Annotated in this window: 21 protein-coding genes; 15 read left to right on the top strand and 6 right to left on the bottom strand. The window is 44.5% G+C overall.

Annotated features, from left to right (window positions below; all coding sequences use genetic code 11):
- Positions 1-273: 273 nt before the first annotated feature.
- From Q0307_RS17445 to Q0307_RS17430, 4 genes are all read left to right on the top strand, one after another.
- Positions 274-1365 (top strand): ABC transporter ATP-binding protein, encoded by a 1092-nt coding sequence (locus tag Q0307_RS17445; RefSeq protein ID WP_298662382.1) that lies wholly within the window; start codon positions 274-276, stop codon positions 1363-1365.
- Between the two features lie 49 nt (positions 1366-1414).
- Entirely contained in the window at positions 1415-2524 is a 1110-nt protein-coding gene (locus Q0307_RS17440; protein ID WP_298662380.1) for an extracellular solute-binding protein, read from the top strand.
- Positions 2525-2606: 82 nt separating this feature from the next.
- A complete protein-coding gene (locus Q0307_RS17435; protein ID WP_298662378.1) occupies positions 2607-3854 on the top strand; it encodes an ABC transporter permease in 1248 nt (415 codons plus the stop codon).
- A gap of 6 nt (positions 3855-3860) precedes the next feature.
- On the top strand, positions 3861-4745 hold the full coding sequence (locus tag Q0307_RS17430) for an ABC transporter permease (RefSeq protein WP_298662376.1): 885 nt from the start codon (positions 3861-3863) through the stop codon (positions 4743-4745).
- 81 nt (positions 4746-4826) lie between these two features.
- On the opposite strand, the gene Q0307_RS17425 is transcribed toward Q0307_RS17430, so the two are convergent.
- Positions 4827-5486 (bottom strand): glutathione S-transferase, encoded by a 660-nt coding sequence (locus Q0307_RS17425; protein ID WP_298662374.1) that lies wholly within the window; start codon positions 5484-5486, stop codon positions 4827-4829.
- 104 nt (positions 5487-5590) lie between these two features.
- Between Q0307_RS17425 and Q0307_RS17420 the strand changes: the two genes are divergently transcribed.
- From Q0307_RS17420 to Q0307_RS17405, 4 genes are all read left to right on the top strand, one after another.
- Positions 5591-6496, top strand: coding sequence for a LysR family transcriptional regulator (locus Q0307_RS17420; protein ID WP_298662373.1), 906 nt, complete (start codon positions 5591-5593; stop codon positions 6494-6496).
- A gap of 79 nt (positions 6497-6575) precedes the next feature.
- Entirely contained in the window at positions 6576-7781 is a 1206-nt protein-coding gene (locus Q0307_RS17415) for a 6-phosphofructokinase (protein ID WP_298662372.1), read from the top strand.
- Positions 7782-7909: 128 nt separating this feature from the next.
- Positions 7910-9106, top strand: coding sequence for a DUF2157 domain-containing protein (locus Q0307_RS17410; RefSeq protein WP_298662371.1), 1197 nt, complete (start codon positions 7910-7912; stop codon positions 9104-9106).
- The gene (locus Q0307_RS17405; RefSeq protein WP_298662369.1) at positions 9103-9600 is read left to right on the top strand and encodes a GDYXXLXY domain-containing protein; all 498 of its coding nucleotides are present in this window, start codon (positions 9103-9105) and stop codon (positions 9598-9600) included. Before Q0307_RS17410 ends, Q0307_RS17405 begins: the two co-directional genes overlap by 4 nt.
- Here Q0307_RS17405 and Q0307_RS17400 read toward each other — a convergent pair.
- From Q0307_RS17400 to Q0307_RS17385, 4 genes are all read right to left on the bottom strand, one after another.
- Positions 9591-9896, bottom strand: coding sequence for a 2Fe-2S iron-sulfur cluster-binding protein (locus tag Q0307_RS17400; protein ID WP_298662367.1), 306 nt, complete (start codon positions 9894-9896; stop codon positions 9591-9593). The genes Q0307_RS17405 and Q0307_RS17400 overlap by 10 nt on opposite strands.
- Positions 9893-10270 (bottom strand): cytochrome c, encoded by a 378-nt coding sequence (locus tag Q0307_RS17395; protein ID WP_298662365.1) that lies wholly within the window; start codon positions 10268-10270, stop codon positions 9893-9895. The genes Q0307_RS17400 and Q0307_RS17395 overlap by 4 nt, the downstream gene beginning before the upstream one ends.
- A 19-nt stretch (positions 10271-10289) precedes the next feature.
- Positions 10290-11570: a lipid IV(A) 3-deoxy-D-manno-octulosonic acid transferase gene (gene waaA / locus Q0307_RS17390; protein WP_298662363.1), complete on the bottom strand. Its 1281-nt coding sequence runs from the start codon at positions 11568-11570 to the stop codon at positions 10290-10292.
- 69 nt (positions 11571-11639) lie between these two features.
- Positions 11640-12335, bottom strand: coding sequence for a BPSS1780 family membrane protein (locus Q0307_RS17385; RefSeq protein WP_298662362.1), 696 nt, complete (start codon positions 12333-12335; stop codon positions 11640-11642).
- 190 nt (positions 12336-12525) lie between these two features.
- Between Q0307_RS17385 and Q0307_RS17380 the strand changes: the two genes are divergently transcribed.
- The 7 genes from Q0307_RS17380 to Q0307_RS17350 all read left to right on the top strand — a co-directional run bounded on the left by Q0307_RS17380 (position 12526) and on the right by Q0307_RS17350 (position 21029).
- Entirely contained in the window at positions 12526-13257 is a 732-nt protein-coding gene (locus Q0307_RS17380) for a glycosyltransferase (RefSeq protein ID WP_298662361.1), read from the top strand.
- Entirely contained in the window at positions 13230-14006 is a 777-nt protein-coding gene (locus tag Q0307_RS17375) for a hypothetical protein (RefSeq protein WP_298662359.1), read from the top strand. Before Q0307_RS17380 ends, Q0307_RS17375 begins: the two co-directional genes overlap by 28 nt.
- Before the next feature lie 6 nt (positions 14007-14012).
- Complete coding sequence (locus tag Q0307_RS17370) at positions 14013-14804, top strand: glycosyltransferase family 25 protein (RefSeq protein ID WP_298662357.1); 792 nt, start codon at positions 14013-14015, stop codon at positions 14802-14804.
- Entirely contained in the window at positions 14771-15907 is a 1137-nt protein-coding gene (locus tag Q0307_RS17365; protein WP_366936793.1) for a glycosyltransferase, read from the top strand. The genes Q0307_RS17370 and Q0307_RS17365 overlap by 34 nt, the downstream gene beginning before the upstream one ends.
- A 4-nt stretch (positions 15908-15911) precedes the next feature.
- Positions 15912-16748, top strand: a complete 837-nt coding sequence (locus Q0307_RS17360; protein ID WP_298662355.1) for a glycosyltransferase family 25 protein — start codon at positions 15912-15914, stop codon at positions 16746-16748.
- Between the two features lie 136 nt (positions 16749-16884).
- Positions 16885-20328, top strand: a complete 3444-nt coding sequence (locus tag Q0307_RS17355; protein WP_298662353.1) for a pyruvate carboxylase — start codon at positions 16885-16887, stop codon at positions 20326-20328.
- 80 nt (positions 20329-20408) lie between these two features.
- Positions 20409-21029, top strand: a complete 621-nt coding sequence (locus Q0307_RS17350) for a hypothetical protein (protein ID WP_298662351.1) — start codon at positions 20409-20411, stop codon at positions 21027-21029.
- 56 nt (positions 21030-21085) lie between these two features.
- Here Q0307_RS17350 and Q0307_RS17345 read toward each other — a convergent pair whose 3' ends face one another.
- Complete coding sequence (locus Q0307_RS17345; RefSeq protein WP_298662350.1) at positions 21086-21571, bottom strand: Uma2 family endonuclease; 486 nt, start codon at positions 21569-21571, stop codon at positions 21086-21088.
- Positions 21572-21626: the final 55 nt, after the last annotated feature.

Genomic DNA, 21626 nt, shown 5'->3' with positions numbered 1-21626 from the left:
GTCATTGGCGAATTCATTAATCAGATGTTTTTCAACTCTTCTGGTGCATGACCCGCCAACGAAGTGAGCGCACTTAAACCAAGCAACTCCATACCTAAAATCGTCAATACAGTATCTACCTCACCAAATCAGTGAGGTGGATTTTTACTTGAAAATATTCTTGTAAACCAAGCTTATGCACTCGCCTAGGAATTCTTATTCCGAACCTTGCTATTCATGAAATAATTCTGTTATAAACAAGGTAGCTTCAACCGCACACCTAAAAGGAGAAGCATGTCTCAATCGCAAGGCACCCAAGCTTTTGTATTGTTTGACAACGTACAAAAGAGTTATGACGGCATCACATTAGTTGTAAAAAGCTTTAATCTAGGTATCGACAAGGGGGAGTTTATTACCTTACTAGGCCCATCTGGCTCTGGTAAAACCACCTGCTTGATGATGTTAGCTGGTTTTGAGACAGCGACCCACGGTGATATTTTTCTCGATGGGCGCTCCATTAACAACATTCCTCCTCATAAACGTGGGATTGGCATGGTTTTTCAAAACTATGCGCTGTTCCCCCATATGACCGTCGCTGAAAATCTTGCTTTTCCTCTTGAAGTCCGTGGGATGAGTAAATCTGAGCGCGAAGACAAAGTTCGTAAGGCGCTCGATATGGTGCAAATGGGCAAATTCGGTGGTCGTCGCCCTGCACAATTATCTGGCGGGCAACAACAACGCATAGCCTTAGCACGTGCTTTGGTTTTTGAACCTTCCTTAGTCTTAATGGATGAGCCACTGGGCGCTTTAGATAAGCAATTGCGCGAGCACATGCAGTTTGAAATTAAGCATTTACATGAGCACTTGGGCATTACTGTCGTCTATGTTACGCATGACCAGTCTGAAGCGCTAACGATGTCAGATCGGATTGCGGTATTTAATGATGGCATTGTCCAACAACTCGCTAAGCCGGCTGATCTGTATGAGCGTCCGAGCAACTCCTTTGTTGCGCAGTTTATTGGTGAGAACAATAAGCTCAAAGGCATCGTCAAAGATTTAACAGGCGATACCGCTTTAGTTGAATTCGCTAATGGTCAACAAGCCGAAGCACTTGCCGTGAATTGTGAAGGGGTTGGTAAACCAACTTTGTGTTCGATTCGACCTGAACGAGTACGTATTGGACCTCAAGCAGGCAGATATGCAACTGAGGGTAAAGTGATTGAGTTGATTTATTTAGGGGATCATATTCGCTGTCGAATGTCAGTGTATGGGGATGATTCCTTTATCGTTAAGATTCCCAATGCGGGCGATGGCACCATGTTATCGGTCGGCCAAACCATTAGAGTTGGATGGGATAAAAATGATTGTCGCGCTTTAGATGCGTGATAGTTTTGGGTCTTTTATTAGCATGGGCATTCCATTTACGGAGAGAAGTATGAAGTTGAAACCAATTTTCGCAGCAATCAGCATTGCTACTTTTTCTAGTGGGCTACTTGCTGCCGATATGGCAAAAGAAATGACTATAGTCTCTTGGGGCGGTGCATATTCAAACTCTCAAATTAAGGCTTATCATGAGCCTTATATGGCAGCAAATCCCGGTTTCAAAATCATCAATGATGAAAGCTCAAATGAAGCGGTCGCTAAATTGCGTGCCATGGCTGAAGCCAAAAACATTACTTGGGATTTAGTTGATGTCGAAGGCCCTGACTCACAACGTTTATGTGACGAAGGTTTGGCGATGGAAATCGACTTCGACAAAGACTTAGCACCAGGTACAGACGGCTCTACACCCACTAAAGACTTCGGTGATAGTTTAATCAACAAATGCTTTATCCCACAAATTGTCTTCTCAACTACCTTTGGTTATCGCACGGATGTGCCAGAATGGAATGGTAAAAAGCCAGAAGATCTATGTGCCGTATTTGACACCACAACTTTCCCCGGCAAACGTAGCTTAGAAAAACGCCCCAAGAAAAACTTGGAATGGGCTTTACTCTGTGATGGCGTAGAAAAAGAGAAACTATATGAAGTTCTTTCGACACCAGAAGGCGTCGATAAAGCTTTAGCTAAGCTCGACACTATTAAGAAAGACGTTATTTGGTGGTCAGCCGGCGCTGAAACTCCACAACGTTTGGCCGATAAGGAAGTCGTGATTGGCTCTACTTATAATGGTCGTTTATTCGATGTCATCGAAGAGAAAAAACAGCCGGTTGCTATGCTGTGGGACTATCAGATTTTCGACTTCGACGGTTGGGTTGTTCCCGCTAACTTACCAGAGGATCGCAAAGCGCGAGTTATGGATTTTTTGAAAGTCTCTACTGATACTCAACGTTTAGCGGATCAAGCCAAATATATCTCTTACGGCCCTGCGCGTGCTTCTTCCCAACCTTTAGTCGGTAAGCATGCCGTCTTAGGGATTGAAATGGCTCCGCATATGCCCAGTAATCCTGCAAATGCTAAACGCTTCTTAGTGAATAACATTGAGTGGTGGTCAAACAACGAAGACGAAATGAATAAGAAATTTGAGGCTTGGTTAGCTAAGTAATCTGCGCTGACTCGCTACTCATCATTCTTCCAACATCCCTCCTCGTTTTAGAGGAGGGAGCTTCTTGCCACAGGAATGAGCTATGGAGCAAATCCAAACCCTTAACGGTGTGCCGTTAAAAAAGCAAATCGCCCGCGCCCTGTTCAAACAAAAAATGCGCGCTTTATTATTGATTGCTCCGCTACTGATTTTTATTTTAATTACTTTCGTTATTCCTATTACTGACATGTTGCTGCGCTCCATTGATAACAGCATTGTTAGTGAAACCCTTCCCCAAACCACCACCAGCTTAGAAACTTGGGATCCCAAATCAGCCCAACTCCCCGATGAAGCTACTTATACCACGCTCTATAATGATTTGAAGCAAGCCGTTGAGCAGAAGAATCATACCAAACTCGGTACTCGTCTTAATTATGAAAATAGTGGCATGTCCTCACTGTTTCGGAAGGTAGGGAAAGATGTCAGTAAAATGCAAGCGAGTCTGAGCTATAAAGAGCAATTTCTTGCCGCCGACAAAGCTTGGGGTGATTTAAAGACTTGGAATTTACTCAAACTTTATTCACCTGAATATACCAATGGCTATTTCCTTGCCGCCTTGGATATGAAGAAAACACCTGATGGCATCGAAAGATTGCCCGAATCAGATCGAATCTATCTCAACCTCTTTGCCCGCACAATTTTCATGAGTATCGTGATTACTGCGCTGTGCTTATTATTGGGCTACCCCATTGCTTGGCTACTCGCTAATTTGCCAATGCGCACCTCAAATTTACTGATGATTTTAGTGCTACTACCCTTCTGGACTTCCCTTTTAGTACGTACTTCAGCATGGAAAGTACTGCTGCAACAGCAAGGTGTCATCAATGATATTCTGGTTTGGCTGGGAATGATTAGTCACGCAGGGCGTTTAGAATTGATCAATAATCAGTTGGGTACTTTGATTGCGATGACACATATTCTGCTACCCTTTATGATTCTACCACTTTATTCAGTGATGCGGACTATTCCGCCATCCTATATGCGTGCGGCTAAATCCTTGGGGGCAACTGATTGGACAGCCTTCTGGCGCGTTTACTTTCCACAAACCATTGCAGGGATTGGAGCAGGTGCGATTCTCACCTTCATCTTAGCCATCGGTTATTACATTACCCCCGAACTCGTCGGTGGGACTCAAGGTACTTTTATCTCTAACCGAATTGCTTATCATATTTCCAGCTCATTGAACTGGGGTATGGCGGCAGCGCTAGGTACAATTCTGTTGACCTTAGTACTCGTGCTGTATTGGGTGTATGACCGCATTGTCGGTATTGATAAAGTGAAATTGGGATAAGCAGCCATGAATTTACCGATTTATGCAAGCACCGGCCAAAAAGTTTGGTACTACAGTTTTCGTGTCATTTGCGGCTTAATCTTCTTTTTCTTGATTGCACCGATTCTGATTATTATTCCACTCAGTTTTAATGCTACTGACTTTTTTACCTTCACACCCGAGATGTTACGCCTGCAACCCGAAGGCTATTCTTTAAAGCATTATCAAGACTTTTTTACCAATGGTGACTGGCAAAATGCGATGCGCAACTCGCTGAAGATAGCACCCGTTGCCACCCTTATTGCCGTAGTATTGGGGACAATTGCAGCGATTGGTTTAAGCCAAAGCCATGTGCCTTTCCGCCGAGCGATTATGGCTACCTTAATTTCGCCCATGATTGTGCCGCTGATTATCTCTGCAACGGGTATGTATTTCTTCTATGCCCGTCTTGGCAACTACATGGTCGATAGCTTAGGGATGAATGCGAATATAGTTGAATATATTAAGATCGTGCTGGCTCATGCTGCTTTAGGTATTCCCTTTGTCATCATTACCGTGACTGCAACTCTAGTCGGCTTTGATCGTAGCCTGACACGTGCTGCCGCCTCAATGGGCGCTGGTCCAGTTCGTACTTTTTTTAAAGTCCAAATGCCGTTGATTATTCCGGGAGTGATTTCAGGCGCTTTATTCGCTTTTATCACTTCATTTGATGAAGTCGTAGTGGTGATGTTCGTGGGTTCTGCCAAGAATAAAACTTTGCCTTGGCAGATGTTTACTGGCCTACGTGAGCAGATTAGCCCAACAATTTTGGCGGTTGCAACGATCCTAGTCGTACTCTCTGTCGCCTTATTAGTCACTTTGGAATTGTTAAGGCGGCGTTCTGAGCGCTTGCGGGGCATGTCACCGGGGTAGCATAAACCTGTTATTTTTTGAATATATAGCAGTGCCCACAAGCGGCACTGCTATTTAAGATCACTCAAAATGAGGCAGCAACTACACGCCCACTTCATCATATTGTGCAATAGTCCATTTAGCCTCTTCCGCTTTAGCCGCCGCGAGCCATTCCTGCATTGCAGGTAAAACCAACATCGATTCAGTCCATTTTTTGAAGCTTGGCGAAACTTCTAAACCATAACCCACAGCACGCCACATGACGGGTGCATACATCGCATCCACAATCGTGAAATGTCCACATAAAAAATCACCGGCTGGCTTATTCGCTTTTTCAAAATGCGCCCAAATCTCGGCAAGACGCAGTAACTCAACTTGAACTTCCGGTGAGGGCTGCATTTTAATGTGGCGACGGCAATTCATGGGATGTTGCGACCGTAAAGCATTAAAGCTACTATGCATTTCCGCTGCGGCTGAACGTGCTAGCGTCCGTAATGCCAAATCCTCTGGCCATAATTTTTTCTCTGGATATTGCTCATGCACATATTCCAACATGGCTAAGCTATCCCAAATGATCAGGCCTTGATCTTCAATAACCGGCACTTTCGCTGGAATCTGATAGCGCTCTCCGAGTTTGTCTAAAGCATCGCTATGATAAAAAGGCAGGATCGTTTCATCAAAAGGAATACCCGCCACTTTTAAAGCAATCCATGGGCGCAGAGACCAAGAGGAATAGTTTTTATACGCAATATACAAATGCATTTCAGAGTTCCTGATTGATTAGTAGATAGGTCATGCAGCATAAAGAGCTGACAAATCCAATAAAAGCGAATATTTTTATGCTAACCATGCGGAGAATTTGCATAATGACCCCTCGACAAGTACGTAGTGTGCTGACTGTTTTAGAATTAGGCAGCGTCAATCGGGCAGCGGAGGCTTTGTACTTAGCGCCTTCTAGTGTTTCAGCACAGATTCGTGAGCTATCGACTGAGCTAGGGGTTAATTTATTTGAACCCGCAGGACGTGGGATTGTTGCCAGCAGTGCTTTACGTCAACTTCAAACGAGTTTGCAAAACTTTCTAAATAGCGCTGAACAGATCACCCAACTAGCCCATAGTATTGCGCATGAACCGAGTGGCTGCTTAAAATTATTCGCGCCCAGCTCGATGTGTATTTATCGCCTACCCAGCCTTATCGAAGCCTTGCAGCTCCATGCCCCACGAGTGGAGGTAATGCTCACCCATGAACCTTTTGCTTATCGCCAAGCTTTGCAAAGTGGCGAGATTGATGCGGCGATTATTGTCAGCCAAGTACGCCCTGAAGCTAGCCATTATCATCCACTATATGCTGAAGATGTTGTTTTCGTCTGCCATCCCGAACGCTGGCAAGCGCAAATGCTCAGTTTAATGGCCTTGAATGAGCATCCGCTGATTACCACTGAGGAGGGCTGCACTTATAGAGTCGCTGCCGAGGCACATTTCCGAGCTTTAGGTTTAAATCTAAAACCGCGTCAATCGTTCACTAATGTCGAAGTGATCCGGCGCTGTTTACTGGCCAATATGGGAATAGGCTTGTTGCCAAACTGTGTGGTCGCGGATGATGTTTTGCAGGGACGCTTAAAAATCCAAGCGGTCGAGGGCACCCCTTATTTATTCCACTCCGCACTGATTTATCCCTCAAGCCGTAGTTTGCTACCGAAGCTAACCGCTTTTATTCAAGTGATTGAACAACAAACTATAGAAATTCGCTGTGCACTGAACGCCCAAGACTAGTCATTTATCTTTTAGCATTGCAGCAATTCGTTCAGCGCTCTATTCTTGAATAACTGGCAAAGCATGGAAAGAAAAAAGCATGAAAAGAATCGGCATTCTCACTAGTGGCGGTGATTGTGGTGGCTTAAATGCAGTCATTAAGGGCGTTACTCTCGTCGCCCACCAGCAAAATATTCAATGCTTAGTGATCCCTAATGGTTATGCTGGCTTATACAATCTCAGTCAGTTTGAAAACCTTGTTGAATTGACTCCTGCGCGCTTAGAAATTTTTGATTGCACCGTCGCAGGCTCAGAAGCAGGCCATTCACGGGTCAATCTTCGTAAACTTGCCGATCCCAATAAATACCAGCGAATTCGGGATGGCTTAGCCAAATTTAACTTAGACGGTCTAATTATTAGTGGTGGAGATGACACTGGTTCAGTGATGGTGGATTTAGCAGCACATGGCGTACATTGTGTACATGTACCCAAAACGATGGATATGGATTTGCAGACTTACTCCGTGGGAGCTGACTCTACTGTTAGCCGGATTGCCAGCTTCGCCCGTGATATTCATACCACAGGACGTACTCATAACCGTGTCATGGTGGTAGAAGTTTTTGGGCGTAATGCCGGTCATACCGCCTTCCGAGGTGGCATTGGCGCAGAAGCAGACGCAATTTTGATTCCAGAGATTAGTGTGGATTTCGATCTGCTTTATCAGCACATGAAACAGCGCTATTTCGAGCGGATTGCAGGCAGTGATGTGCGCGCAGGTACTTATCTGATTATGGTTGCAGAAGGTATGCACGATGCTCAAGGCCATGAAGTCGTCGATACCAGCGCTGGCACAGATGCTTTTGGGCATAAAAAACTCACTGGGGCAGGTGCTTATGTTTGTGCTGAACTGAGTAAGCGTTTAAAGGCTGATCCGGAAATTCCAGCTCTCATGCAAGCGATGGGCATGTATGTTCCCAGTCAATATGAAATTCCTGAAGTTCGAGCCGTGAATCCGGGGCATTTAGTACGTTGTGGTCAGTCTTCAGCTTTTGATGTCAGCTTTGGTTTAGAAGCGGGTGCAGCCGCCCTGCATTTGCTCCAAGCAGGCATGAGTGGAGTCACGGTAGCTAATGTACGTGGTAATACGATTGAATATATGAACACGGCTGATGCCATTCGCCAACGGCATGTCGATTTGCAACAAGTCGGTTGGTATGAATCCTTAGGCATTTGTTTTGGACGCAAGCCGCAGCTTCCTAAATTTGCATTTAGCCATTTATCGAAAGCGCCAGAGCGGCATTTATAACTTAATGTGTAAATTTAGTTAATGCTAGTCTGGTTGTCCTGCTTAAAGCAGAGGCGATTCTAGCTAAATCGTGCTAACTTATATCGTTCATAACAAGCTATCAGCATGATACGGGCGTGGCACAACGAATGACACTGATCGAAAAAAAGCTGCAAATATGGGAGCAGCAGGGCCTGCTTACTGGCGATCAATACGAAGCTATTTTGTCCTTTGAACAGGGTAAAAAACATAATAATAATTGGTGGCTTTATAGTTTATTAATTCTTGGCTCAGCTATTATTGGCTTAGGTATTATTTCTTTAATTGCTGCCAATTGGGTGCAAATTCCAGATAGCCTTAAATTAGGGACTGATTTCAGTTTATTAGTTAGTTTAGCTGTTGCTATTTTTTGGTATCAAAATCTTAATAAACCAATCGTTGCTGATAGCTTAATTGCTATCTTTATGATTTTATGTCTAGCTAGCATAGGTTTAATTGCACAAATTTATCACATTAATGGGCGTTGGTATCATGCTATTATGCTGTGGAGTGTGATCTGCTTACCCATTGCCTTATTTGCACGACATGTAGTGGTGCATTTTCTGTGGGTAAGTCTATTTATCAATGCAGCCGTATGGAGTAGTGTAGATTTAGCGGGTGGTAACTTACGCAGTTCCATGCGTGAATTACCTGCAGTTTTACTACTAGCTCCCTTACTCTCAGCTACACTCTATTTATTAGCTAGACGTGTGGCCATTTTACATCGAACAAGTTCTAGTTTCTTCTTTTGGTTTCAAATCTCTGCCCTTATCGCATTGATTGCGATTGATCTCATGCGCTCAGGGGCAGATACCCAAGTTTTTGATTGGCATTGGTATTTACCTGCTTGGCTCACGTCTGCATTACTGATTAGCTTAATTCTATTACGACATGTTTATAAACCTTTGAATAAAGCTTTATTAATCGCCGCGATTCTCTTATTAGTGCTATATTATGAACCGAGTATTCTTTTCACTGGACAGACGCGCTATACCTTTACAGCCTTAGACTCAGTGATACGTGCTAGCCTTTGGTCAGCAGATGATATTCGAGCTCCAGTTTTAACGATTTTAATCTTATTTCTATATGCTATTCATGCTGGAAATAGTGGTTATCATCGCACCTTTAATTTAATCACTTTCTTAATTGGCCTACGTTTTGTTGTTTTATATTTTCAAGCCATGGGGGGCTTAGCAGCCACGGGAATAGGTTTAATTTTATCTGGATTAATGATTATTGGAATTGCTTGGTTTTGGTATAGCAGTCGGGATCGTTTACAAAATTGGAGTCAGGAGTTGACTGTATGAAAAATCAACAACTCCGTTTAGTGGCTGCCCTCCTTTTTCCTATCGTGGTTTTGGCTGCTAATACTTGGATGTATCAGCAGCAACGCCAAGCTGGTGAAACCTTTAAATTCCCAATCGAAGGCTTCGATCCACGCGATATGCTATCTGGGCATTATTTATTTTATAAAGTCGACTATGGTGTCGTTAGTGAGTATGGCTGCCCAGCTAGTGATATTACTGCTGTTTTGTGTTTACGCCCTGAAAAGCGAGTTTATCCAGCCGATGAGCGCCCAAATACTTGTGAGGTTTATTTACAAGGTGAATGTGACGCTAGCACTGCCTTTACTGCGGGTTTAGATCGCTTTTATATCCCACAAGAATACGCAACTCGGCTTGAAAGCACGATTGCCCAGAAAAAGGGGGCGATTGAAGTCTCCATTGATAAACGTGGAAATGCTGCCATTTTAGATTTATTGATTGCTGACAAACCATGGAAAGAAACGATTCAAGACTGATAATCATAACCTAGTTCAGGCACAGCAATCACTAAGTCACTACACGCATAGGCACAGCAGAATAAAGCTTTGCCTTCCGTTGCATCTTCTTCAAATAAAGCTAAGGGTGAGTTTGAGCCGATTAAATACTCCAATTGTCCTTCTATTACCGTGCCCATACACACACCGCAAATGCCCATATTGCAACCCCAAGGTAAAGGAATATTTTGGCGCAAAGCCGCTTGTAAAATCGTTTCTCGTTCAGCAACTTGAAATCGGTAATCGGTCTGGTGAATGTGAACAGTATAAGACTTCATGGCTTAGGGTATTTGTAATAAGCCTGATTCAAGTAGTCGGTAATATGCGCCAAGTCTTCATCAAATAAGCGCGAGCCTAAATTTGCATCGCAGCGCCTTACTTGAGCAGCTAATTGGGTGTAATCCAAGACTTTACGCTCGACTCGGGTATAAACTTTCGTATCATGACAGCTAATACAATTCGCATCATGTAGCGCTTTACCCGGATGGGCATCAGCCCCTACAACTTTGTTAGCCATAGCTGTAGTTTGTGGAAATGCCGATTTCTCAACTGCTTGCACTGCTTTTTGCTCTGAAGCTTTATCACCACAGGCGGTGATTAATAGACTGACGAACACAACACTGATTAAGGTTAGTAAATGGGAGTTTTGCATCTTAAGCCTTTATATTTGTTTAATTTTCTGCATTAAGCAGCTTATCCAGATCCGGTAATAAGCGTGTAACGACGCCACGTTGTTGTTCTAAAAAACGCTGACCGACTTGCCCTGCTTGGTGGCGAGCCGCTGGCTTAGCTAACCAAGCCGCTAAATGATGGGCTAAAAGCGCTGGAGAATCAACCAGTACCACAGCACCTCGCTCAACCAAGTTGGGATAAATGTCTTGGAAATTATGGATACAGTGACCACTAATTACAGGCACACCAAATGCCAAAGCCTCTAAGGGATTATGTCCACCCACATCGACTAAGCTCCCACCGACAAAAGCCACATCGGCACAGGCATACCAGATTAATAACTCACCCATGCTATCACCTAACAATACCGAGCTAGTATTTACCAATGCCTGAGCACTACTCCGTCGCTGATACTTTAACTGCGCCTGTTCACATAAAACCGCGACTTCAACAAAACGCTCTGGATGACGTGGCACTAAGATCAGCAATAAATGCGGAAACTGCCGAAGTAACTCTTGATGTGCTTGCAGAATTAGCTCATCTTCACCCCGATGCGTACTAGCCGCCACCCACACCAAACGCTCGCCCCAAGCTCCCCGTAGCTCTATAGCTTTCGCTCTTAGCTCCGTAGCAATGGGTGCATCAAATTTAATATTACCCAAGACTTTAAGCTGCTTAGGTACTGCGCCCAAGGCTAAGAAGCGCTCTGCATCTTGTTGCTCACGTGCTGCAAGCAAACTAATGTTGGCTAAAGTTTCCCGAGTTAAGCCTTGGATACGGGCATAGCCACGGGCGGAGCGCTCTGAGAGACGCGCATTCACTACTACAAGAGGAATCTTAGCTTCAGCACAAGCAGCATATAAGTTCGGCCAAAGCTCAGTTTCCATGATCAATAATAATTGCGGTTGAACCTTCCTCAAAAAGCGCTGAACAGCGGCAGGCGTATCATAGGGTAAATAACTACGCTCCACACGTGTACCTAATAAACGCTCGACCGTTGCAGCACCTGTTGGCGTAGTTGAAGTAATCCAAAGTTTATACTCCGGATAACGTATTAACAGTTGCTCAATCAGTGGACGCGCAGCCATCGTTTCCCCCACTGATACCGCATGTAAGCAAATACAAGGTTGGGGCGATTGCACGGCTTTGACATAACCTAAGCGTTCACCCCAAGCTTGTCGATAGTCAGGGTTAAGGCGTCCACGCCACCATAACTTTATGAAAGTAAAGGGTAGTAAGCCATAAAGCAGGCAGGAATAACTAAAACGCGCAAGGCTCATAAGGTAAGGAAATCGCCTGTAGAAAGTTCAGACAGGCGATTTTAGCGGATTTATAATTTATTGGGTGAGTTAAGCAAAAATACGCTTATAGCCCATATAAGTGGCCGCAAGAAACACTGGCACTAAGACCAGCAAACCCAAGCCAAAAGGAATCGCAGCAATAAATGCCAAAACCATATAAATCAACATAAAGATAATAAAGGCAGGAAAGTTTTTCACGCAACCCATAAAGCTGTTTTTAATAGCATCAATCGGTGACATATTTTGAAATACGATGAGTGGTGTTGCAAACAGAAACAACATACCACTTAAGACCATGACAATCAGAGCGACTAAAATTCCGCCCATACCAATGGAGGGCATCATCGGCATTTCTGCTCCAGCAGCCATGGAGCTTACGGAAGCAAACATCATCCCACCAATCAGCATCATACTGACAAAACCAATACCCAGCATAATCAAACCCAGAATAATCAGCGGAGTAAGACGTTGTTGATCCTTAAACAGGGCAAAAATATCCATAATCTCAGCCTCTCGCCCTTGATCTAGCTTCTGTGCAGAGTAAAACATACCGCCTAAAAATAGCGGCAACAACAGATACAAGGCGATAGCGCCAATGAAAGGAATAAAGCTTAAAACAATCGCAATCACCCCTAAGATCAGGGTCATCAGCACCCAATTGGCTATGTTTGCGGTAAAAATCTTCCAGCCACCTTGATACCAGCTAATTGAATCACCAGCACCGACTACTCTGAGATTTGCCATACGCTACTCCTGTTATGTTTATTCAATTGATTATAGGGGAATATATACTAACTTACTGAAAGCTTATTCAATAAGCTATCGTAACTGATAAAAAGCCTTAGGCTAGTTTTAAAATGGCATGCAGTGTATGCTTTGGACGTTTTGCCAAAAGTGCTTTTTTGCAACAAGATTTCTTGAAGGGCTACTCGGTTTGAACTTACCAGTTAATATCATTTGCATGAAATGGGGGGGCAAGTATGGCGCTCATTACGTCAATACGCTCTATGCCATGATTGCACGACATATTACCCTACCCTTCCAATTGACTTGCTTTACCGATGACCCTAGCGGTATTGATGGACGTGTTCGTATCGGTGCACTACCTACCCTAGAGCTACCAGCATGTGCACCTGAACGGGGTTGGAATAAACTCACTACCCTGCAAGTTGATTTAGGTGGCTTGAGTGGGGATGTTTTATTCCTCGATCTCGATGTCGTGATTGTTGACAATATTGATGAGCTGTTTAGTTATCCGGCTGAATTTGCGATTATCCGCGATGCGAAACTTAAGCGGCATATGATTGGCAACTCTTCTGTGTACCGCTTTAAAGTGGGGCGCTATCAAGCCGTACTTGATAAGTTTCGTAAGCAATATGCAGAAATACAACAAACCTTTCGCAATGAACAGGCTTATTTATCTCACGAAATTCATCAGCGTGACGAGTTAAGCTTCTGGCCAGAAACTTGGTGTCCAAGTTTTAAATATCATTGTATGCAGTCTTGGCCTTGGGCTTATTTTCAAGACGCTAAAATTCCTACAGGGGCAAAAATTATTATCTTCCACGGCCATCCTGAACCGCATGAAGCGATTCAAGGTATCACCCATAAATGGTATCGACCGGTGCGCCCGACTCAATGGGTCGCGGATTATTGGCGGGCTTAGGAATTGATATGGCAGCACGCAAAAAATCTCGTTTAGAGCGCTGGCTCTCCTTCAACCAACACCGTAAACGCTTTGGTGCTAGTCAAGCTGCCACTGCTTTGCGAACTTCAGATTATTCGGCACTTAAGATTCAGCTCATTAGCGACACTGAACAAGTTTATACCCACGGTGCAACTAAAGATATTACCCAACATTTGCACAACTTGCGGGCTGAGTTTGCGGGTCAGGCTGAGCTTTTATACTACCATGCGCAACTGATTGTCTTGATCCGGCGCGAGTATCAAGTCGCTGAACAATTTGCGCTATTTGAACGACTCTGGGATAGCGAAGCTGAGTTTTTACGCGAGCATTTGAATACGCGCTGGTTAGTTGCAGCCGCAGATACATTTGCCGATCACTCAAAGGATGCAAGTACACGCGCACTAGCACTAGCAGTGTCCTTATTAGTAAATACCATTAAGCTGCAGGAAACCGAGCGTTATTTACAAGCGGCCGAACACTTAACTGACCAAGCTGAACGCCAACAACAACTTCAAGCTGGACGAGTTGCTTTGTTTGATGGTACCTCGGCCTTTGCGGTTGGTACGGATGATACTTTACGCAACTTACGCTGGCGTTTAGATGCTCTCAGCCAAACTAACCCCATGGGTTTGGTCTTAGCTGAGCTTTTCCAGCGCCTACAAACCCATGATACTGTTTACCAACGCTTTCGCCAGCGCCATACACGGGCGAAAACGGCTTGGTGGTGATTTTTGATGAACGTGTTAATCATTAACTTAGCTGAAGCTACTGATCGACTCGCTTTTCAACAAAAGCAAATGCTACGTTTAGGCCTGAATTACGAAGTCCTAAAAGCGATCTCGACCACATATATTAATGAAACGACGCATTGCCAGCTTTCGATGGGTTGGGAGCGACCGCTGCGCCGCACTGAATTGGCTTGTTTTTTAAGCCATCATAAGGCTTGGCAGTGGGTACTTAAAAAGAACCAGCCTACCTTGATTCTAGAGGATGATGCTCTCTTATCACGTTATACCCCGATTCTGCTCAACTTATTAGAAAAGCGTGATGACTGTGATTTGATTACCCTCGAAGTACGGGGGCGACAAAAAATTGTCGGTGAAGGGGAAACCCTAATCGATGAATTTAAGCTCTTGCCTCTTTATCAAGATCGTACTGGAGCAGCGGCTTATATCCTCTGGCCGCAAGCTGCCCGTGTCCTATTGGATAAAGCGAGCGCTAGCCCAGCCGCTTTGGCTGATGCTTTCATCTCCAGCACTTATGAATTGAACATGTACCAACTGGAGCCTGCAGCCGCGATTCAATTGGACCAATGCGAAGCCTACGAAGTCACCAATACAATTCCAACCGTATCCTCCATTTTGGCGGAAGCTAAACCTAAACCGACCTATGCAAACCCCATTGAGCAAGTACGCTTCAAATTCAGGCGCTTAGCCTCGCAAACTAAAATGGGCTTGCGGCATTTATCGGTGATGAGTAAAGCCCAAAAACGATCTATTCAACTCAGGCCGGAGGATTTTGTCTGAACGCTCAGACAAAACCCGTCAAGACCTTTGTCTTTGTTATTCCAAACCTCAAAGGCAATGGGGCTGAACGGGTGGTTTTGACCTTAGCCGATGAGCTACAAGCCTACGGGCAAACTTGTCATATTATTTGCTTCAAGCGCTTCCAAGAGTTGCGTAGCAAACAGACCATTCAGACGCATATCTTCCCTTTGCAATTTTTACGCTGGCTACCGCGTTCAATTCGAGGGCGAGTCGTTGCACCTTTATTGGATCGGTTTATTCGCCTCAAAACGGGGACACCTGATTTAGTTTTATCCAATCTCCTACCTGCTGACCGCATTCTGAGCCATAGCCAATTGCCAAATGTGCAGCTCGTCGTACACAACACGCTCTCGCAAGAACTATTAGCGACGGCTAAACCTGCAAAACAAAGCGAATTACGCTCAATGCTTGCTTCGATTTACGCACGTAAATCTTGCATTGCAGTGAGCCGTGGCGTGCTTGAAGACTTACAGCAGCTTGTGCCGCAACAAAAACAAGCCTTGTGTATTTATAATCCCGTCGATTTAGAGTTAATTGCTGAAGCAGCTCAAGAGCCTAATCCCATTAAACTGCCTGAGTATTTTATTCACGTGGGTAAATTTAAGCAGGCTAAACGCCATGATCGACTCTTGCGTGCTTATGCACTAAGTTCGGTACAAACGCCGCTAGTACTAGTTGGTCAAGGTGAGTTACTCGCTACCACCCAAGAACTGGCTAAAGAATTGGGGATTAGTGAGCGAGTAATCTTTGAAGGCTTTCATTCTAATCCTTATCCACTGATTGCAGGCGCTAAGGGTTTGTTGCTTTCCTCTGATTTTGAAGGACTAGGGCTGGTAATTTTAGAAGCACTAGCCCTCAAAGTTTCGGTCATTAGCACGGACTGCCCTTCTGGCCCGAATGAAATTCTGCCAGCGGCTAATTTGGTCGCAATTGATGATCTACAAGGTTTTGCTGACAAACTTCAAGCTTTAAACCAAAATCCAGCAGCCTTCCAAGTTGCATTAAGGCCAGAATTTGCGCCTAGTTATGCTGCCGAACAATACTTAGCTCAAACCACTCCTGCCAACACACCTATGCTTTAACGCCATGCAGATTTTCCTCATTAATTTAGATCGTCGCCCTGATCGTTTGGAACAGGTTAAAACTCAATTAGAGCAATTAGGTCTTGAGTTTCAGCGTATTAGTGCAGTCGATGGTAACCAATTACCTGCTGACTACCCCTTGCTACAAAAAGAGCGCTTCCTCTTAGAACAAAAGAAACCGGCGGTGATGGGTGAAATCGGTTGTGCAGAGTCACATCGCCTGATTTGGAAACAAATGATTGTACACAATATGCCATTTGCTCTGATATTAGAAGACGATATTAGCCTTAATCCTAAACTGATTGAATTTCTAAACACTAAAGTCTATACAGCTTATGATTTTGTGAATTTATCTTCAGCCGAACCTTATCCTTTAGAAGTAAGTGCTTTAAATAGCTTGCTGAATCAGCAAATTTTGGAGCGCCCCTTACTTTGGCAAAGTGCTCGTAGCTTATGGCGCAAACTTGAATGGCGCCGACGTTGGCGGATTTTCAAACTAAATCCAATCAACCCAGCGATGATTTTATGTGAATGTGACCCTGCACCCGCCTTGGGTAGCGGATATATTGTCTCTTTAGAGGCGGCGAAAGCCTTTTTAGCACAAAGCGACAAATTGTATTTTCCTATCGATTTAGTTTGGCGTTATAGCGATGGATTGCTGAGACAAGCATTCTTAAGCCAACCTTTGATTGAGCAAACTCGTGGCGATTCTGATATTCCGGGACGCTATCAAGGCTTTCGTTTGACAGCTTGGCAAAGTATTAAGCGCTTCTTTGTGAAAAGTCGGCGGTGGCAACGACGCTGGGCGGTGGTGCGTCTATATGGATCAAGAGTTCTCTAAATACCTAGCCACATGTATGCAAAAACTGGCATGAATCCTGCCTCGCTTTCTTAAAATCGCTATACTAGCCGCACATAAAAACTGTGCTACACCCTGTTAGGCTGGGTTTACATCTTAGTTACGAGGTTAAGTTTACATGGGTTTGAAGATTAAAAAGCTGCTCATCGCCAATCGTGGCGAGATTGCCATTCGGATTTTGCGTGCTGCGGCAGAGCTTGGGCTTAAAACTGTCTCAATTTATACCTACGAAGATCGCTTTTCGCCGCACCGTTATAAGGCAGACGAAGCTTACCAAATTGGTGCAGATGATGAGCCATTGAAGCCTTATCTCGATATCGAAGGCATTATTCAGATTGCTAAACGTCATGGCGTGTCGGCGATTCACCCCGGCTATGGCTTCTTATCGGAAAATGTGCGCTTTGCCCGCCGCTGCCGTGAAGAGGGCATTGTTTTCGTGGGCCCTAGCCCAGAAGCCATGGAAAAACTTGGCGATAAAGTCGCTGCTAAAGAAATCGCCATCGCTGCTGGTCTGCCTATTATTCAAGACAGCCAAGAGCCCTTGAATAGTTTAGAGATTGCGCGTAAAGAAGCAGATCGCATTGGTTATCCGCTGATGATGAAAGCGGCGGCTGGTGGTGGTGGGCGTGGAATGCGCGTCTTACGTAAACCCCATGAATTAGAGAAAGCCTATAATGATGCACGCAATGAAGCCCTCAAAGCCTTCGGCGATAACACTGTTTTCTTAGAAAAATATATCGACTCGCCCAAGCACATCGAAGTACAAATCCTTGGCGATACGCACGGCAACTTAATCCACTTGTATGAACGTGATTGCTCTGTGCAACGCCGCTTCCAGAAAGTGGTGGAAGTCGCTCCAAGCACGGGTTTAAAAGATGAAACTCGCCAGAAACTCTATGACTATGCCTTAGCGATTACCCGCTATGTTAATTATTCCTGTGCCGGTACGGTCGAGTTTTTAGTCGATGCTGAGGAAAATATTTACTTCATTGAAGTGAATCCACGGGTGCAAGTCGAGCACACCATCACTGAACAAATTACTGGCATCGATATTGTGCGTAGCCAAATTTTAGTGGCGGATGGGCGCAAACTCAGCGACAACGGCATTAATATTAATTCGCAGGATGAAATTCGCTGCAATGGCTATGCGGTGCAATGTCGGATTACGACTGAAGACCCTGAAAATGGTTTCAAACCGGATTACGGTACGATTATCGCTTACCGCTCCACGGGTGGTTTCGGGATTCGCTTAGATGTGGGTGCAGCTTATCCGGGGGCAAAAGTATCGCCATTCTTTGACTCGATGCTAGTTAAAGTCACCTCATGGGGTCGGACTTTAGATGGCGCGATTAGCCGTAACCTGCGCGGTTTAAAAGAGTTTCGGATTCGCGGGGTCAAAACCAATATTGGCTTCTTAGAAAATGTTCTAGAGCATCCCGTGTTTGCGGATGGCAAATGTACCGTTACTTTTATTGACCAACATCCAGAACTATTCCACACCCCACAACGTTTTGACCGTGGCACAAAAACGCTCAAGTTCGTGGCGAATGTCACCGTGAATGGTAATCCGGATGTTAAAAATCCGAATCCGAATAAGCATTTCCGCAAGCCAATTATTCCTGATTTCCCTGTGGTTGGTGAGTATCCAAAAGGTACAAAAAATCTACTAACGGAAATGGGTGCAGAGAAATTCTGCCAATGGGTGAAAGAGCAGCCGAATATTTTCTACACCGACACGACCATGCGCGATGCGCATCAGTCTTTACTCGCCACCCGCGTGCGGACGGATGATATGTTGCGCGTCGCTGAAGGCTTTGCGAAAAACCATCCGCAGCTATTCTCTTTGGAAATGTGGGGCGGCGCGACTTTTGACGTCTCCATGCGCTTCCTACATGAATGCCCGTGGGATCGCTTGAAATTATTGCGCGAAGCCGTGCCGAATATTCTATTCCAAATGCTCTTCCGTGGCTCAAACGCGGTCGGTTATACCGCTTACCCTGATAATCTAATTCAAGCCTTCATCGAAAAGTCATGGGAACAAGGCATTGATGTCTTCCGTATTTTCGATTCCCTGAACTGGATTGAAGGTATGCGTAAATCCATTCAAGTGGTACGCGAGCGCACTGGCGGGATTGCGGAAGGAACGATTTGCTATACCGGCGATGTGCTGCGTACTGACCCCGGCTATAAATACAACCTGCAATATTATCTCGATCTGGCTAAACAGCTCGAAGATGCGGGTGCACATATGCTCGCAGTCAAGGATATGGCGGGTCTATTGAAGCCGTATGCGGCGGCGAAGCTCATCCCTGCTTTGAAAGAAGCGGTGAGCATTCCGATTCATCTGCATACCCACGATACCGCTTCAATCCAAGCCGCGACCTTACTCAAAGCGATTGAATGTGGTGTTGATGTGGTCGATGGTTGTATGAGTTCCATGTCTGGCTTAACTTCGCAAGTGAACTTAAACTCACTGATTGCGGCAATGGAAGGCCATCCGCGTGAACAGAAATTTGATCTGCGCTCACTGAATGATTATGCAAACTACTGGGAAGATGTGCGTGAAATGTACTATCCGTTTGAATCGGGCTTAAAAGCTGGAACGGCGGAAGTTTACAATCACGAAATTCCGGGCGGTCAATACTCGAACCTACGTCCCCAAGCGATAGCACTAGGTTTGGAGCATAAGTTTGAGGAAGTGAAAGAAAACTATGCGGTAGTGAATCGTATGTTCGGTGATATTGTCAAAGTGACCCCCTCTTCCAAAGTGGTCGGTGACATGGCGATTTACATGACCTCGAATAGCCTGACCGAACAAGATGTGATGGAACGTGGTAGCACCCTCGCCTTCCCTGATTCAGTGATTGATCTGTTCAAAGGTGGTTTGGGGCAAGTCCCCGGCGGTTTCCCGACTCAACTCAGTGACATTGTGCTAAAAGGTGACAAGCCGAATGCAGGTCGCCCGAATGATCACCTGCAACCGGTTGATTTGGACGCTGAATTCGCGGCCTTCAAACAAGAATTTGATGTGGATCGTAGCTTCCTCGATTTCTTATCCTACAAAATGTATCCCGCTGTTTATAAAGAGTTTTATAAACACCAGCAGGAATACGGGGATGTAAGCCATTTACCCACGCCACTATTCTTCTACGGCCTGAAGCTCAATGAAGAAGTCTTAGTTGAATTAGGTCAAGGTAAAGTCTTAATCATCCGCTTGTTGTATCGCTCGGATGCAGATGAAAACGGCAATTGTATCGTCACTTTCGACTTCAACGGCCAGATTCGTTCAGTACAAGTGCGTGATCTTTCTGTCAAACCGACCAAAGCGAGCAATCGTAAAGCGGTGGGTGAAAAAGAAATCGGTACTTCACTACAAGGTAAACTCTCCGCAATCATGGTCAAACCCGGCCAAGAAGTGGAGCAAAATACCCCGCTATTTGTCATCGAAGCCATGAAAATGGAAACAACGATTACTGCACCCACTGCAGGTAAAGTGAAACAAATTCATCTGCATCAAGGTGAGTTGGTGGAGCAAGGGGATTTAGTGGTGGAGATGGAGTAAAACTACTTCTTACCCTCCATTCTTAATGCAGGTGATGGGGGGTAAGATTTAGGTCTAGCAGTAAATTCTTATTTATAAACATGCAAGATTTACCCAAATTCTGGAGCTTTAATCGCTCCAGAGATAGCGAACTAATTTTGACTGAAGAGCTTCAATGGTCAGGCCCGTTTTCTTGGCCTAAATACGAACAGGTGAATCGACTACCGTCTCTTCCAGATATTGCAGGCGTTTACTTGCTAACATTTGAATACCGAGATGGTTATATTTTGCGTTCTGTTGGTGTAACTAGCTCAACAAAAAAACGTATTTACCAGCATACGCGTGCATATATGAATGGGTCTTATACTATTCTTGATATTGACCTCGCAAAACAAGGCATTCGCCAAGAACTTTGGCATGGGTGGAGCTATGCTAGAGAAAATATGCAGTTATTCTATGAGAATAAAGACTATCTTGTTAGTGCTATTCATAAAGAACTTAATGCTTATCGGCTTTTTATAGCTTCTGTAGTTGAAAAGAGAAAACGCGAAAGAATAGAGTTCTCTATCATGCATAATGCTTATCACTCCAAAATGCCTTGGGCTGACTTGATTGATGGGGGTATGCATCTTATAGGGAGGTCTAACTATCAAGCTCCAATTATCATAAAAAACAATTGTCTTTGTAAAATATACGGATTAGCTGACCCGCTAGAAATATAATAACTCTTATTTTCTTAACCTAATGGCTGTAATATTTAACGTCGTTTACTGACAAGTCATCCTATTGAATTAAAAAATTTTTCCTTAAAATCCCCTAAAAAAATACTTTGTTCGACTAAACCGACATGTGAAAAAATCTCTAAGCGGTTATCCAAATAAACCACCCAAACCTCTTTAGCACCCTTAGCTAAATACAAATCAACCTTTTCGCTAATCTCCAGCTTAGAATTGGACGGTGACACGATCTCAACACAAATCTCCGGCGCTTTAAGATATGGTGTGGCATAAGCAAACTCAGCGATAAACTCCGCAGAAGCCCACGCAACATCCGCCACTTTAACACCTTCTGAGGTTTGAACAGAGCACTCGGTAATCACTTCACCATCTGGTAAACCTTGCCACAGCAAGCCCGCAATCCGCCCTTGAAAACGCCCATGACTATTTGAGGCGGGACTCATTAACAACTTACCAAATTTATTTAGCTCAATTTTAAAAGGTAAATCCTTCAAGAAAGGATTATGAATTACTTCCGACCACTCCATGAACAACCACCTAAAAAATACATAAGCTCATTGAACTATAATAGCATAACTACTT

This window comes from uncultured Thiothrix sp. (genome assembly GCF_937873765.1).
Taxonomy (GTDB): domain Bacteria; phylum Pseudomonadota; class Gammaproteobacteria; order Thiotrichales; family Thiotrichaceae; genus Thiolinea.
The sequence above is the reverse complement of the archived record's forward strand: the minus strand, read 5'-3'. Positions and strand labels throughout refer to the sequence as shown.

Excerpts from the sequence above, each read along its gene's own strand:
- Q0307_RS17420 (WP_298662373.1), top strand. The coding sequence starts at position 5,591 with ATGACCCCTCGACAAGTACGTAGTGTGCTGACTGTTTTAGAATTAGGC.
- Q0307_RS17375 (WP_298662359.1), top strand. The coding sequence starts at position 13,230 with ATGGGTCGCGGATTATTGGCGGGCTTAGGAATTGATATGGCAGCACGC.
- Q0307_RS17410 (WP_298662371.1), top strand. The coding sequence starts at position 7,910 with ATGACACTGATCGAAAAAAAGCTGCAAATATGGGAGCAGCAGGGCCTG.
- Q0307_RS17370 (WP_298662357.1), top strand. The coding sequence starts at position 14,013 with ATGAACGTGTTAATCATTAACTTAGCTGAAGCTACTGATCGACTCGCT.
- Q0307_RS17445 (WP_298662382.1), top strand. The coding sequence starts at position 274 with ATGTCTCAATCGCAAGGCACCCAAGCTTTTGTATTGTTTGACAACGTA.
- Q0307_RS17345 (WP_298662350.1), bottom strand. The coding sequence starts at position 21,571 with ATGGAGTGGTCGGAAGTAATTCATAATCCTTTCTTGAAGGATTTACCT.
- Q0307_RS17400 (WP_298662367.1), bottom strand. The coding sequence starts at position 9,896 with ATGAAGTCTTATACTGTTCACATTCACCAGACCGATTACCGATTTCAA.
- Q0307_RS17430 (WP_298662376.1), top strand. The coding sequence starts at position 3,861 with ATGAATTTACCGATTTATGCAAGCACCGGCCAAAAAGTTTGGTACTAC.
- Q0307_RS17385 (WP_298662362.1), bottom strand. The coding sequence starts at position 12,335 with ATGGCAAATCTCAGAGTAGTCGGTGCTGGTGATTCAATTAGCTGGTAT.
- Q0307_RS17350 (WP_298662351.1), top strand. The coding sequence starts at position 20,409 with ATGCAAGATTTACCCAAATTCTGGAGCTTTAATCGCTCCAGAGATAGC.
- Q0307_RS17435 (WP_298662378.1), top strand. The coding sequence starts at position 2,607 with ATGGAGCAAATCCAAACCCTTAACGGTGTGCCGTTAAAAAAGCAAATC.
- Q0307_RS17395 (WP_298662365.1), bottom strand. The coding sequence starts at position 10,270 with ATGCAAAACTCCCATTTACTAACCTTAATCAGTGTTGTGTTCGTCAGT.
- Q0307_RS17440 (WP_298662380.1), top strand. The coding sequence starts at position 1,415 with ATGAAGTTGAAACCAATTTTCGCAGCAATCAGCATTGCTACTTTTTCT.
- waaA (WP_298662363.1), bottom strand. The coding sequence starts at position 11,570 with ATGAGCCTTGCGCGTTTTAGTTATTCCTGCCTGCTTTATGGCTTACTA.
- Q0307_RS17360 (WP_298662355.1), top strand. The coding sequence starts at position 15,912 with ATGCAGATTTTCCTCATTAATTTAGATCGTCGCCCTGATCGTTTGGAA.
- Q0307_RS17415 (WP_298662372.1), top strand. The coding sequence starts at position 6,576 with ATGAAAAGAATCGGCATTCTCACTAGTGGCGGTGATTGTGGTGGCTTA.
- Q0307_RS17355 (WP_298662353.1), top strand. The coding sequence starts at position 16,885 with ATGGGTTTGAAGATTAAAAAGCTGCTCATCGCCAATCGTGGCGAGATT.
- Q0307_RS17405 (WP_298662369.1), top strand. The coding sequence starts at position 9,103 with ATGAAAAATCAACAACTCCGTTTAGTGGCTGCCCTCCTTTTTCCTATC.
- Q0307_RS17425 (WP_298662374.1), bottom strand. The coding sequence starts at position 5,486 with ATGCATTTGTATATTGCGTATAAAAACTATTCCTCTTGGTCTCTGCGC.